Origin of the sequence: Streptomyces sp. CB01249 (assembly GCF_001905735.1) — a bacterium.
Taxonomy (GTDB): domain Bacteria; phylum Actinomycetota; class Actinomycetes; order Streptomycetales; family Streptomycetaceae; genus Streptomyces.
In genome coordinates, this window is sequence record NZ_LISW01000001.1 from 241,947 (window position 1) to 254,941 (window position 12,995).

General features: G+C 71.6%; 12 protein-coding genes. 6 read left to right on the forward strand and 6 right to left on the reverse strand.

Annotated elements, in window-relative coordinates:
- Nucleotides 1-132 precede the first annotated feature (132 nt).
- The gene (locus AMK18_RS00950; protein WP_073861266.1) at nucleotides 133-1,308 is read left to right on the forward strand and encodes a macrolide family glycosyltransferase; all 1,176 of its coding nucleotides are present in this window, start codon (nucleotides 133-135) and stop codon (nucleotides 1,306-1,308) included.
- 74 nt (nucleotides 1,309-1,382) lie between these two features.
- Here the strand turns inward: AMK18_RS00950 and AMK18_RS00955 are convergent, their stop codons facing one another.
- Both AMK18_RS00955 and AMK18_RS00960 read right to left on the reverse strand, forming a co-directional pair.
- On the reverse strand, nucleotides 1,383-2,345 hold the full coding sequence (locus AMK18_RS00955; RefSeq protein ID WP_073861267.1) for an electron transfer flavoprotein subunit alpha/FixB family protein: 963 nt from the start codon (nucleotides 2,343-2,345) through the stop codon (nucleotides 1,383-1,385).
- Nucleotides 2,346-2,398: 53 nt separating this feature from the next.
- On the reverse strand, nucleotides 2,399-3,184 hold the full coding sequence (locus AMK18_RS00960) for an electron transfer flavoprotein subunit beta/FixA family protein (RefSeq protein WP_073861268.1): 786 nt from the start codon (nucleotides 3,182-3,184) through the stop codon (nucleotides 2,399-2,401).
- A gap of 109 nt (nucleotides 3,185-3,293) precedes the next feature.
- Between AMK18_RS00960 and AMK18_RS00965 the strand changes: the two genes are divergently transcribed.
- Together AMK18_RS00965 and AMK18_RS00970 are read left to right on the forward strand one after the other, a co-directional pair.
- Nucleotides 3,294-4,046 (forward strand): TetR family transcriptional regulator, encoded by a 753-nt coding sequence (locus tag AMK18_RS00965; RefSeq protein ID WP_020207330.1) that lies wholly within the window; start codon nucleotides 3,294-3,296, stop codon nucleotides 4,044-4,046.
- 130 nt (nucleotides 4,047-4,176) lie between these two features.
- Nucleotides 4,177-4,584, forward strand: coding sequence for a Zn-ribbon domain-containing OB-fold protein (locus AMK18_RS00970; protein ID WP_073861269.1), 408 nt, complete (start codon nucleotides 4,177-4,179; stop codon nucleotides 4,582-4,584).
- Nucleotides 4,585-4,598: 14 nt separating this feature from the next.
- Here the strand turns inward: AMK18_RS00970 and AMK18_RS00975 are convergent, their stop codons facing one another.
- The 3 genes from AMK18_RS00975 to AMK18_RS00985 form a co-directional block, all read right to left on the reverse strand.
- On the reverse strand, nucleotides 4,599-5,243 hold the full coding sequence (locus tag AMK18_RS00975; RefSeq protein WP_073861270.1) for a response regulator transcription factor: 645 nt from the start codon (nucleotides 5,241-5,243) through the stop codon (nucleotides 4,599-4,601).
- Nucleotides 5,234-6,406, reverse strand: a complete 1,173-nt coding sequence (locus AMK18_RS00980) for a sensor histidine kinase (protein WP_443333209.1) — start codon at nucleotides 6,404-6,406, stop codon at nucleotides 5,234-5,236. The genes AMK18_RS00975 and AMK18_RS00980 overlap by 10 nt, the downstream gene beginning before the upstream one ends.
- A gap of 77 nt (nucleotides 6,407-6,483) precedes the next feature.
- Nucleotides 6,484-7,155, reverse strand: coding sequence for a DedA family protein (locus AMK18_RS00985; protein WP_073861271.1), 672 nt, complete (start codon nucleotides 7,153-7,155; stop codon nucleotides 6,484-6,486).
- Between the two features lie 286 nt (nucleotides 7,156-7,441).
- Between AMK18_RS00985 and AMK18_RS00990 the strand changes: the two genes are divergently transcribed.
- Nucleotides 7,442-10,177, forward strand: coding sequence for a cellulose binding domain-containing protein (locus AMK18_RS00990; RefSeq protein WP_443333210.1), 2,736 nt, complete (start codon nucleotides 7,442-7,444; stop codon nucleotides 10,175-10,177).
- 105 nt (nucleotides 10,178-10,282) lie between these two features.
- Nucleotides 10,283-10,798 carry a hypothetical protein gene (locus AMK18_RS00995; protein ID WP_073861273.1) on the forward strand — a complete coding sequence of 172 codons (516 nt, stop codon included), beginning with the start codon at nucleotides 10,283-10,285 and terminating at the stop codon, nucleotides 10,796-10,798.
- A gap of 66 nt (nucleotides 10,799-10,864) precedes the next feature.
- Here AMK18_RS00995 and AMK18_RS01000 read toward each other — a convergent pair whose 3' ends face one another.
- Nucleotides 10,865-11,749 carry an SIS domain-containing protein gene (locus AMK18_RS01000; protein ID WP_073861274.1) on the reverse strand — a complete coding sequence of 295 codons (885 nt, stop codon included), beginning with the start codon at nucleotides 11,747-11,749 and terminating at the stop codon, nucleotides 10,865-10,867.
- Between the two features lie 186 nt (nucleotides 11,750-11,935).
- On the opposite strand from AMK18_RS01000, the gene AMK18_RS01005 reads away from it, so the two are divergent.
- Nucleotides 11,936-12,736 (forward strand): DeoR/GlpR family DNA-binding transcription regulator, encoded by an 801-nt coding sequence (locus tag AMK18_RS01005; protein WP_026171883.1) that lies wholly within the window; start codon nucleotides 11,936-11,938, stop codon nucleotides 12,734-12,736.
- Nucleotides 12,737-12,995 lie beyond the last annotated feature (259 nt).

Consider the following 12,995-nt stretch of genomic DNA (forward strand, 5'->3'; position numbering starts at 1 on the left):
CGCCTTGCGATGCACCGCACCAGACGCCGCGCCCTACCCGACCCTGATCCGCCGGACAGGCCCTAGCCGGGGTGGCGACGCGCCGGTCTGCCGTGTCCCCTTCCGCCGCAGAACTGAAACGAGTGATCTCCCATGACACGTCGCCGTGCCCATATCGCCATGATCGGCATCCCCGCCGTGAGCCATGTCCTGCCGAGCATCGAGGTCATCCGCGAACTGGTGGCCCGCGGCCACCGCGTCACCTACGCCAACGACCCGGTGATGGCCGAGCGCATCGAGGCCACCGGCGCCACCTTCGTGCCGTACGACTCCGTGCTCCCGGTCGGTGACAACGTCTGGCCCGACGACCCGATCGCCGCCATGGGCCTCTTCCTGGACGACGCCGTCCAGGCCCTGCCGCAGCTGCGCGCCGTCTACGACGAGGACCCGGCCGACCTCTACCTGTACGACATCGGGGCCTACCCGGCCCGGGTGCTGGCCGAGTCCCGGAACCGCCGCCTGATGCAGCTCTACCCGACCTTCGTCGGCTGGCGGAGCTACGAGAAGGACGTGGCGGCCCAGCTGTGGACGCTGCCCGGGGCCGACGCGTACCGGGCGCGGTTCACCGAGTGGCTGGCCGGGAACGGCGCGACCACGCGGGACATGGACACCTTCGTCGGCCGCCCCGACCACACCCTCGCCCTGATCCCCCGGGCGATGCAGCCGCACGCGGACGACGTGGACATGGACACCGTCACGTTCGTCGGGCCGTGCTTCGCCGGGCGCGGCGAGGAGCAGAGCTGGACCCGGCCCGCCGGGGCGGACAAGGTGCTGCTGATCTCGCTGGGTTCCGCGTACACCAACCGCCCGGAGTTCTACCGCAACTGCCTGGCGGCCTACGGCGACCTGCCCGGCTGGCACGTCGTCCTCCAGGTCGGCAAGCAGACGGACCTGGCGTCGCTCGGCACCGTACCCGGCAATGTCGAGGTGCACCGGTGGGTGCCGCAGCTGGCCATCCTCCAGCAGGCGGACGCCTTCGTCACGCACGCCGGGATGGGCGGCAGCTCCGAGGGGCTGTACAGCGGGGTGCCGATGATCGCCGTGCCGCAGGGCGTCGACCAGTTCATGAACGCCGACAAGCTGGTCGAGCTGGGCGTCGCCCGCCGCGTCGACACCGACGACGCCACCCCGGAGGTCCTGCGCGCGGCGCTCACCGCGCTCGTCAACGACCCCGAGGTGGCCCGGCGTTCGGCGCGGCTGCGCGAGGACGCCCGGGCGGAGGGCGGCACCCCGCGCGCCGCCGGCCTGGTGGAGGAACTGCTCGGCTGAAACGGGCCCGGCCGGGGCGGTGAGCGGGTCGTCCGCGCTCATCGCCCCGGCCGGGCACCTCAGCTGAGGGAGTGTCAGCCCTTGCGGGTGTTGATCTCCTCGGTGAGCTGCGGGACGACGGCGAAGAGGTCGCCGACGACGCCGTAGTCCACGAGGTCGAAGATCGGGGCCTCGGCGTCCTTGTTGACCGCGACGATCGTCTTCGAGGTCTGCATGCCCGCCCGGTGCTGGATCGCGCCGGAGATGCCGTTGGCGATGTAGAGCTGCGGCGAGACGGACTTGCCGGTCTGGCCGACCTGGTTGGTGTGCGGGTACCAGCCCGCGTCCACGGCGGCACGCGAGGCACCCACCGCGGCACCCAGCGAGTCGGCCAGCGCCTCGATGATCGCGAAGTTCTCCGCGCCGTTGACGCCACGGCCACCGGAGACCACGATCGCGGCCTCCGTCAGCTCGGGGCGGCCCGTCGACTCACGCGGCGTACGGGACAGCACCTTCGTGCCCGTGGCGGCGGCGGAGAACTCCACCGCCAGCTCCTCCACCGCACCCGCACCGGCGACCGGCTCGACGGGCGCCGAGTTCGGCTTCACCGTGATGACCGGGGTGCCGTGCGTGATCCGGGACTTCGTGGTGAACGAGGCGGCGAACACCGACTGGGTCGCCACGACACCCTCGGCACCGGCCTCGACGTCGACCGCGTCGGTGATGATGCCCGACCCGACCCGCACCGCGAGGCGCGCCGCGATCTCCTTGCCCTCCGCCGAGGAGGACACCAGCACCGCCGCCGGGGAGACCGCCTGGTGGGCGGCCTGGAGCGCGTCCACCTTCGGTACGACGAGGTAGTCGGCGAACTCGGCGGCCTCCGAGACCAGGACCTTGACCGCGCCGTGCTCGGCGAGGACATCCGCCGTCGCGGACGCACCGGCGCCGACGGCGACGGCGACCGGGTCACCGATCCGCCGCGCGAGCGTCAGCAGCTCCAGCGTCGGCTTGCGGACCGCACCGTCCACGTGATCGACAAAGACGAGAACTTCAGCCATCAGACCCACTCCTGCACATCAGTGAAAACGAACGACGAAACCCCGAAGCGGGATCAGATGAACTTCTGGCCGGCCAGGAACTCGGCCAGCTGCTTGCCGCCCTCGCCCTCGTCCTTCACGATCGTTCCCGCAGTGCGGGCCGGACGCTCGGTCGCGGAGTCGACCGCGGTCCACGCACCCGCCAACCCCACCTGCTCGGCGTCGATCCCCAGATCGTCCAGGTCCAGGGACTTCACCGGCTTCTTCTTCGCCGCCATGATCCCCTTGAACGACGGGTAACGCGCCTCGCCCGACTGGTCGGTCACCGACACCACCGCCGGAAGCGACGCCTCCAGCTCCTCCGACGCACTGTCCCCGTCACGACGACCACGTACGACACCGCCCTCGACCGACACCTGCGACAGCAGCGTCACCTGCGGCACACCCAGCCGCTCCGCGAGCAGCGCCGGAACCACACCCATCGTGCCGTCCGTCGACGCCATCCCCGAGATCACCAGGTCGTACCCGGTCTCCTCGATCGCCTTCGCCAGCACCAGCGACGTACCCAGCGCGTCCGTACCGTGCAGATCGTCGTCCTCGACGTGAACCGCCTTGTCCGCACCCATCGACAACGCCTTGCGCAACGCGTCCTTGGCATCCTCCGGACCCACCGTCAACACGGTGACCTCCGCATCATCAGCCGCCTCCGCGATCTGCAACGCCTGCTCGACCGCATACTCGTCCAGCTCCGACAGCAGACCGTCGACATCCTCACGGTCCAACGTCAGGTCATCGGCGAAATGCCGGTCACCGGTCGCGTCGGGCACGTACTTCACAGTGACAACGATCCTCAAGCTCACGCCGGCTCTCCCTGTACCTGGTGGTCTCCTGCGGGAATCCTATGGCACTCAGTACCCTTCGTAAAGGTACCCAGTGTCGGCGGGCTGCTTTCGGTGTTACGTTTCCGGCATGACCGAAGACCGGCGGCCGGCCAAGAAGCCCCCCATGCGTGACGTGCTCGCCGAGGCGGCCTTCGCGCTCTTCCTGGAGCGCGGGTTCGAGCGGACCACGGTGGACGACATCGTCGCCCGGGCCGGAGTGGGGCGGCGCTCCTTCTTCCGTTACTTCCCCTCCAAGGAGGACGCGGTCTTCCCCGACCACGAGGGGTGCCTCGCGGACATGACCGCCTTCCTGGCGGACGCCGACGGGACCGACCCGGTCGCCACGGTGTGCGACGGCGCCCGGCTGGTGCTGCGGATGTACGCGGAGAAGCCCGAGTTCTCCGTGCAGCGCTACCGGCTCACCCGCGAGGTGCCCGGCCTCCGCACGTACGAGCTCTCCGTGGTGCGCCGCTACGAGCGGACCCTCGCCGGCTATCTGGAGCGGCGCTGGGCCGGGGACCCGGACGCCGGGCCCGACTTCGCGCTGCGCGCCGAGGTGATCGCCGCCTCGGTCGTCGCCGCGCACAACAACGGGCTGCGGTCCTGGCTGCGTTCGGGCGGCAAGGGCGACGCGGGGGCCGAGGTGGACCGGGCCCTTGAGCTGGTGCGCGCGGTGTGGGGCGGGGCGGACGCGCGGCCCGTCGCACCCGCGCCGGAGCCTTCGCAGGCCCCCGTCTCCTCCGCCGTGAGCGACGACGAGGTCATCGTCATGGTCGCGCGCAAGGGCGCCCCGATGTGGCGCGTGGTGCAGCACATCGAGTCCGCGCTCGGCACCGCCTGACGCCGCCCGCGAGAGCCGCATCCGCACTTAGTGGCACGCAGTGCCTTTACTCCTGGAACTAAGTGCCATACGGTGCCGGTGTGCCGTCGCCGAAGCTGCGGCGCACCGAGTCGAGCGCGGGAGGCGGAACGTGTTCAGTACCGGAACCGACGTGATGGGGCGGCCGACACGCGAGGCGGAGGGGGCGCACACCAGTCAGGAAGGGCTCGTCTATCAGGTGTGCCGCTGGTGCCACACCGCCTCCTTCCGCAAACTCCTGTGCCCCGTCTGCGCGTCGAGCGATCTCGAATCCGAGCACAGCGACGGCCACGGCGTGGTCATCCGCTCCAACGTCGTCAACCGCTACTCGCGCGTGATGCGCAACGAGTCCCTGGTCCGCTTCCCCGAAGGCTTCGTCTACCGCTGCCGGATCGTGGGCGCGGCCCCGCACATGGTGAACGTCGGCGACCGGGTGCGCCCCCTCGGCGGCCGCACCTCCGTGGCGGGCGAGGTCGTCCTCGAGGTCTGCGACCCGCCCGGCTCCTCCAGCTGGTACTGAGGGACGCCCGGCCTTCACGCTTCCAGGTAGCGCAGCACGGCGAGGACGCGCCGGTTGTAGCCGGTGGTGTGCGCGAGGCCCAGCTTGTCGAAGACGGTGTTGAGGTTCTTCTCGACGGCGCTCAGCGAGATGTGCAGCTTCCGCGCGATGGCCGCGTTGGTGTGGCCCTGGGCAAGCGCCTCCAGGACGGTGTGCTCGCGCGGGGTCAGCCGGGACAGCGGATCACCGTGCGTGCTGCGGATGACCAACTGCCGTACCACCTCCGCGTCGAAGACGGCCCCGCCCGCGTGGATGCGCTCCAGCGAGTCCAGGAACTCCTCCACCTGCGCGACCCGGTCCTTGAGCAGATAGCCGACCCGCTCCGCGTTCTCTGCGAGCAGCCGGGCGGCGTAGCTCCGCTCCACGTACTGGGAGAGCACCAGCACGCCGACGTCCGGCCGCCGCTCCCGGATCTCCACGGCCGCGCGCAACCCCTCGTCCTTGTGCGTCGGCGGCATCCTGATGTCGGTGACGACGACGTCCGGCGCGTGCGCCGCGACCTGCGACAGCAGCGACTCCGCGTCACCCACCGCGCCCAGGACCTCATGGCCCTCCTCGGTGAGCAGGCGGACCAGGCCCTCCCTGAGCAGGATCGAGTCCTCGGCGAGAATCACACGCACGGCAGCTCCGCGGTCACGGTGGTGGGGCCCCCTGAGGGGCTGTGGACGTCCAGCATGCCGTCGATCGCGGCGACCCGGCCGCGCAGCCCGGCCAGTCCGCCGCCTTCCGGATCCGCGCCGCCGCATCCGTCGTCCCGGACGCGCACGGTCAGCAGGCCGTCGCGGCGCACCACGGCCACCACGATGCCCTCGGCGCCGGAGTGCTTGGCGGCGTTGTTCACGGACTCGGAGACCACGAAGTACGCGGCCGTCTCCACGGGCGAAGGCAGCTCCCCGGAGACTTCGTACGTCACCCGGACCGGGATCGGTGAGCGCTCCGCGACCCCGCCCAGCGCCTCCCGCAGCCCCACACTGTCCAGCGCCGTCGGATACACCCGCCAGGCCACCTCGCGGAGTTCGGCGAGCACCTCGCCCGCCTCCCGGTGCGCCTGCGCCAGCAGTGCGTCGGCGCGGTCGGCGTCCCGGGCGCGGCGGGCCCGGCCCAGCAGCATCGCGAGTGCGACGAGCCGCTGCTGGACCCCGTCGTGCAGATCGCGCTCGACGCGCCGCCGCTCCCGGTCCACCGCCCGCACCACGGCGGCCCGGCTGGCGGAGAGTTCACCGATGCGCCGCCTCAGCAACTCCCGCTCCCCGGGCCCGAAGCACTCCTGGGCGAGCCGGGCGTCCAGCGCGGCGAGCGAGAACAGCCCCTGCACGTCGAGGAAGAGGAGGACGGAGCCCAGGACCGCCTGGGTCAGCAACTCGCCCCAGCCGAGCGTGCCGCGGGCCACGCCCGCCGCGAGCAGCCCGGCCAGCACCAGGCCGAACCCGAGCAGCGCGGTCACCACCGTGCACAGCAGCCCCGAGGGGATGCGGCCGGCCAGATAGCGCAGCACCTGCTGGTCGGAGGCGCGGTGCGCGGGGAACCGGTCGCCGAAGAACACGGACCGGCGCCACCGCTCCGCCTCCGCCGGCCTTCTGGCCCCGGCCACCAGGAGGCGGCGCGCGGAGACCCGGGTGCGGGGCCATAGCAGGAACGGCCCCAGGAGCGCCCCGGCTGCCGCGAAGTACATCAGCCAGGCGAAGGCCGTCACGCAGCCGAGCAGCACCCCCGCCATCCGGGACAGCCGGGCCGCCGGGCCGTGACCGGACGCGCCCGGCACCCAGGGGGTCTCCTCCAGCACCGCGCCCCGCCCCTCCGTCTCGCGCCCGGGGCCCCCTCGCCCGGGCCCGGTCGGCCGAACCATAGTTCCCGGCCCCCTCATCCGGCATCCCGACGGTGCCTGGCCCGCCCCGCCGCGCGTGACCGGACGCGCACGACGACGTACAGCACGAGCGCCACCGCGCATAGCAGCAGTACGGCTTCGGAGAGCACGCCGACGTAGTCGCCGACGGTGTCCCACTGGTCGCCGAGCCAGTAACCGGCCATCACCAGCACGGAGTTCCAGGCCAGACTGCCCACCGCGGTCAGCCCGAGGAACGTCGGCAGCGGCATGCGTTCCAGGCCCGCCGGTACGGAGATCAGGCTCCGGAAGATCGGCACCATCCGGCCCAGCAGCACCGCCTTCGTGCCGTGCCGCAGGAACCACGCCTCGGTGCGCTCCAGGTCGGCCGCCCCGACCAGGGGCAGCCGCGTCCACAGGGCGTGCACCCGGTCCCGTCCGAACAGCGCCCCGATCCAGTACAGGGCCGTCGCTCCCGCCACCGAACCGAGCGTCGTCCAGAACAGCGCCGAGGCGAGCGACAGCACCCCCTGACCGGCGGCGAACCCGGTCAGCGGCAGGATCACCTCGCTCGGCAGCGGCGGGAAGAGATTCTCCAGGGCGATGGCCAGACCGGCCCCCGGAGCGCCGAGGGCGTCGATGAGGTCGGCCGCCCAGCCGGCGAATCCTCCGGCGGGTTCCTGAGGCAGAGCGAGCGGGACGGGGTGCATGCGGGGCTCCAGACGGACGGGCCGCCGGGGCACCCTGCCCCGGCTCCCCGCCACGCTAGAAAGCGGCGGACCGCGCCGGTATGAGGGTCGCCGCCGTCCGGGGTGCGGTTTACCGCAGGGGCGCCCGTCGAGGGCGGCACACCCGAGTCATCCGATGAACTTTGCGCCCGCCCTTCTCCCGGAGGGGCGGCGCCGCTACCATCGGGACGCGAAATGGGAGCGCTCCCACATCCGTTCACGCCCTTGACCGCCCTTGTCGGCGGACCTGTTCGGAGGAGACGTTTCCGTGCGCAGAAGCGCAAGACCCTTCGCTGCCCTGGTGGCGGCACTCACCCTCACCGCCGGGCTGTTCGCCGCGGGCGCACCGGCGTCGGCGCGCGACAGCGACGCCTCCGCAGCCGCCCAGGCATCCGATGTGTCCCTCGCGGCGGACACGTACGACTGGAAGAACGTCCGTATCGACGGCGGCGGTTTCGTCCCCGGGATCGTCTTCAACCGGACCGAGAAGAACCTCGCCTACGCCCGCACCGACATCGGCGGCGCCTACCGCTGGGACCAGTCGGGCAAGCAGTGGAAGCCGCTGCTCGACTGGGTGGACTGGGACCACTGGGGCTGGACCGGGGTGGTGAGCCTCGCCTCGGACTCCGTCGACCCGGACAAGGTGTACGCCGCCGTGGGCACGTACACCAACGACTGGGACCCGACCAACGGCGCGGTGCTGCGTTCGTCGGACCGGGGCGCGACCTGGAAGGCGAGCACCCTTCCCTTCAAGCTCGGCGGCAACATGCCGGGCCGGGGCATGGGCGAACGCCTCGCGGTCGACCCGAACAAGAACTCCGTGCTCTACCTCGGCGCGCCCAGCGGCAACGGCCTCTGGCGGTCCACCGATTCGGGCGCCACCTGGTCCGAGGTCACGGCCTTCCCCAAGCCGGGCAACTACTCCCAGGACCCGACCGACACCAGCGGCTACGGCAACGACAACCAGGGCATCGTCTGGGTGACGTTCGACGAGCGCAGCGGCAGCGCGGGCAGCGCGACCCAGGACATCTACGTCGGGGTCGCCGACAAGGACAACACCGTCTACCGCTCGACGGACGGCGGGACCACCTGGTCGCGGATCGCCGGACAGCCGACGGGATACCTGGCGCACAAGGGCGTACTCGACTCCGACAACGGCTACCTGTATCTGACCCTCAGCGACACCGGCGGCCCGTACGACGGCGGCAAGGGGCGGATCTGGCGGTACACCACCGCGACCGGTGAGTGGAAGGACGTCAGCCCGGTCGCCGAGGCCGACACCTATTACGGCTTCAGCGGACTCACCGTGGACCGGCAGCATCCCGGCACGGTGATGGCGACCGCGTACAGCTCCTGGTGGCCCGACACCCAGATCTTCCGCTCCACGGACAGCGGCGCGACCTGGACCCAGGCGTGGGACTACACCAGCTACCCCAACCGCTCCAACCGCTTCACCCAGGACGTGTCCTCGGTGCCGTGGCTGACCTGGGGCGCCAACCCGACGCCGCCGGAGACCACGCCGAAGCTGGGCTGGATGACGGAGGCGCTGGAGATCGACCCGTTCGACTCGAACCGGATGATGTACGGGACCGGCGCGACGATCTACGGCACCGAGAACCTCATCAACTGGGACTCCGGCAGCCAGTTCAAGATCACGCCCATGGTGAAGGGCCTGGAGGAGACCGCCGTCAACGACCTGGCCAGCCCGCCGTCCGGAGCGCCGCTGCTCAGCGCGCTCGGTGACATCGGGGGCTTCCGGCACACCGACCTCGACGCCGTGCCGGACATGATGTTCACCTCGCCCAACCTGACCTCCACCACGAGCCTCGACTTCGCCGAGAGCAGCCCGAACACGGTGGTCCGGGTCGGCAGCGCCGACGCGGACCCGCACATCGGCTTCTCGACGGACAACGGTTCCAACTGGTTCCAGGGCTCCGAGCCGTCCGGGGTGACCGGCGGCGGCACGGTCGCGGCGGCGGCCGACGCGAGCGGCTTCGTCTGGAGCCCCGAGGGCACCGGGGTCCATCACACGACCGGGTACGGGAGTTCGTGGTCGGCGTCCACCGGGATACCGCAGGGCGCGACGGTCGAGTCGGACCGCGAGAACCCGAAGAAGTTCTACGGGTACAAGGCCGGCACCTTCTACGTCTCCACGGACGGCGGCGCGACCTTCACGGCGAAGGCGTCGAGCGGCCTGCCCACCGAGGGCAACGTCCGCTTCAAGGCGGTCCCCGGCACCGAGGGCGACATCTGGCTCGCGGGCGGCGCCACGACTGGCGCGTACGGCCTGTGGCACTCGACGGACTCGGGGGCGACCTTCACGAAGCTGAGCGGTGTCGGCGAGGCGGACTCCGTCGGCTTCGGCAAGGCGGCGGCGGGCGCCTCGTACCAGACGCTCTTCGTGTCGGCGAAGATCGGCGGGGTGCGCGGCATCTTCCGGTCCACCGACGCGGGCACGAGCTGGACCCGCATCAACGACGACGCCCACCAGTGGGGCTGGACGGGCGCCGCGATCACGGGCGACCCGCGCGTCTTCGGCCGGGTGTACGTGTCCACCAACGGGCGCGGAATCATGTACGGCGACTCCTCGGACAGCGACGGGGGCGGTACGGACCCGGGCACGGACCCCGGTACCGATCCCGGTACCGACCCGGGCACGGACCCCGGCACCGACCCCGGTGACGCGGCCTGTTCGGTGACGTACAAGGTCACCAACCAGTGGTCCGGCGGCTTCCAGGCCGATGTGACCCTCACCAACACCGGTAGCGCGGAGCTGGACGGCTGGAAGCTCGCCTGGACCTTCCCGGACGGTCAGAAGGTCGGCCAGGCGTGGAACGCGACGGTTGATCAGGACGGGGCGAAGGCGACGGCCACCAACGTCTCCTGGAACGGCCGGGTGGCGCCGGGCGCGTCCGCGGGCTTCGGCTTCACGGGCACGCTGACCGGCGGCAACACGGCACCGGGCGCCTTCTCGCTCGGCGGGGAGGCCTGCGCCACCGGCTGACGCGGGGCGCGGGGCCCCGCACCGGGGGGCGGGCCGGGCGGCCCGGGCCCGCCCCCGACACGGTCTTACTGGCCCTGTACAGGTTCGTCGGCCATACTGCCCGCCGTGGAGCAGCGCATAGACCCCAAGACCCAGCCCGCGTACGCCGCAGGGACCGATCCGGCGTACATCCCCGGTCTCACGGCCCCCCGACCCGCGGAAGCGGTGGAGGAGGAGCCGGAGAAGGAGACCACCGAGGAGCCCGCCGTCGCGGACGCCGTCCCCGAGCCGGCCGACGAGGCGCCCGTGGCGCAGGAGGACGAGGAGGACGAGCAGGAGAAGAGCGACGAAGAGGCGGCCGAGGGGCCCTCGTTCGAGGTGAGCGACCGGCGCGGCTCGATCTCGGCCGGGCCCGAGGGCGTCCGGTTCACGCTGGACGACCAGCAGGCGGACTTCGGCTGGGACGAGATCGGCGCGGTCGAGCTGAAGCCGGCCCGCTTCGGCCGCCGGTTCACCGTCACCGTCCACCTGTCGTCCCAGCGTTGGTTCAACGGCGAGGTCGAGGCGCCGTCCCGCGGCAGCCTCAAGGAGTGGACCGAGGGCTTCGACGCGGTCCTGGACACGCACTTCGAGGAGTCCTGACCCCAGTCCTCAAACGCCGGACGGGCTGACATCCAGCCCCGCCGGCGTTTGAGGCGCGGTACGGCATCAGGCGTCCGCCAGGACCACCGAGCGGGTCAGGTGGCGGGGGGCGTCCGGGTCGAGGCCGCGCGCGGCGGCGCGGACCACGGCCAGGCGCTGGACGCGGACCAGGTCGGCCAGCGGGTCCAGGTCGGTCTCCACCCAGCGGGCGCCGGTCTCCAGGAGCTGCTCGCGCAGCCCCTCGGGGGCGGCACCGAACATCCAGGTGGCGGTGGTGTCGGTGGCGATGGAGATCGGGCCGTGGCGGTACTCCATCGCGGCGTACGACTCGGTCCAGGAGAGCGACGCCTCCTTCATCTTGAGCGCCGCCTCGTTGGCGAGCCCGGCCGTCCAGCCGCTCCCGAGGAACGTGAACTGCGTGCAGTCCACCAGGCCCTCCGGCAGCGGCTCGGCGAGCGCCCGCTCCGCGTCCCGGACCACGGCGTCGGTGTGCAGGCCGAGGTGCGCGCGCAGCAGCGTGAGCAGCGTGGTCGCGAACCGGGTCTGGACGACGGACTGTTCGTCCGCGAAGTCGAGGACGACGACCGCGTCGGCGGCCGTCATCACCGGGGTCTCCGGGTCGGCGGTGATGGCCACCGTGGGCGTGGTGCCGCTCAGCCGGCCGAGGAGTTCGAGGACCTCGGTCGTGGTGCCGGAGCGGGTGAGCGCGACGACCCGGTCGTAGCGGCGGCGGGCGGGGAACTCGGACGCGGCGAAGGCATCGGTCTCGCCCTGCCCGGACTCCTCACGGAGCGAGGCGTATGCCTGAGCCATGTAGAACGAGGTGCCGCAGCCGACGACGGCGACGCGCTCGCCCGGCGCGGGCAGCGCGGCGGCGTGACTCGGTGCCAGCTCCGCTGCGCGGCGCCAGCACTCCGGCTGACTGGCGATCTCGATCTCGACAAATGACACTTTTGCACTCCGTACTCGGGAGGGGATGCTCGTTTCCGCACGATACTCGCGAGGAGCGAGCATTTTCAAGCATTCTGCGCGCATGAGACTTGACTCGTCGGAGCCTTGTGCGACGCTTGCGCCCTGTCCGGTGATCGCGCCCAAGGGGATGGGCGCCTACGGCCCGGACCTGTGAGGAGAACCGTCTTGTCCAGGGATGCCCGGTGGAACGCACTGCTGGAACTCGTAGGTAAGCACGGCCGGGTGGACGTCGAGGATGCCGCGAAGACGCTGGACGTCTCGGCCGCGACCATCCGGCGGGACCTGGACCAGCTCGCCGAGCAGCAGCTGCTCACCCGCACCAGGGGCGGCGCGATCGCCCACGGCGTCAGCTACGAGCTGGCCCTCCGGTACAAAACGGGGCGCAACGCCCCGGAGAAGCAGGCCATCGGCCGCGCCGTCGCCGAACTCGTCGCGGTCGGCGAGGTCGTCGGCCTCACCGGCGGCACCACCATCACCGAGGTCGCCCGCTCGCTCGCGGTCCGCGCGGACCTGGTGGGCGACGGCGCCGGCGGCGCGGCCGGGCAGCCGACGCTGACGGTGGTGACCAACGCCCTCAACATCGCCAACGAGCTGGTGATCCGGCCGCAGATCAAGATGGTCGTCACGGGCGGGGTCGCCAGGCCCCAGTCGTACGAGCTCACCGGCCCGCTGGCCAGCGGCGTGCTCGGCGAGATAACGCTCGACGTGGCCGTGCTCGGCGTCAACGCCATCGACACCGAACGCGGCGCGTACGTCCACCACGAGGGCGAGGCCAGCATCAACCGGCTGCTCGCCCAGCAGGCCCAGCGCGTGGTGGTCGCCGCCGACTCCTCGAAGATCGGCAAGCGGGCCTTCGCCCGGGTCTGCGACCTCTCCCTGGTCGACTTCCTGGTCACCGACCGGGGGATCGCCCCCGAGGCGTCCGCCCGCTTCACCGAGGCCGGTGTCACGGTCATCGCCGTCTGACCCCTCGCCGTACCCCCAGCGGGCCGCCGTGCGCACACTGCGCGGCGGCCCGCTTTTTCGCGCACACCCAAACCGGTTCAGGGGGTCGGACCGTGCGTGAAGTGTGCACGTTCAAGCACAACCGCGCGCCGGATAGCTGGTTCTGACGGAGGAACAGTGCATTCCGGTCCCATTTTGCAGGCATCGAGCGCCCGTTATGGGGTGATTGTCTGGCCTGTAACGCCCTGCGGCGCCCCATGGGGTGACTTTTGCCTGCCCA

Excerpts from the sequence above, each read along its gene's own strand:
- AMK18_RS00955 (WP_073861267.1), bottom strand. The coding sequence starts at position 2,345 with ATGGCTGAAGTTCTCGTCTTTGTCGATCACGTGGACGGTGCGGTCCGC.
- AMK18_RS00950 (WP_073861266.1), top strand. The coding sequence starts at position 133 with ATGACACGTCGCCGTGCCCATATCGCCATGATCGGCATCCCCGCCGTG.
- AMK18_RS00985 (WP_073861271.1), bottom strand. The coding sequence starts at position 7,155 with ATGCACCCCGTCCCGCTCGCTCTGCCTCAGGAACCCGCCGGAGGATTC.
- AMK18_RS00965 (WP_020207330.1), top strand. The coding sequence starts at position 3,294 with ATGACCGAAGACCGGCGGCCGGCCAAGAAGCCCCCCATGCGTGACGTG.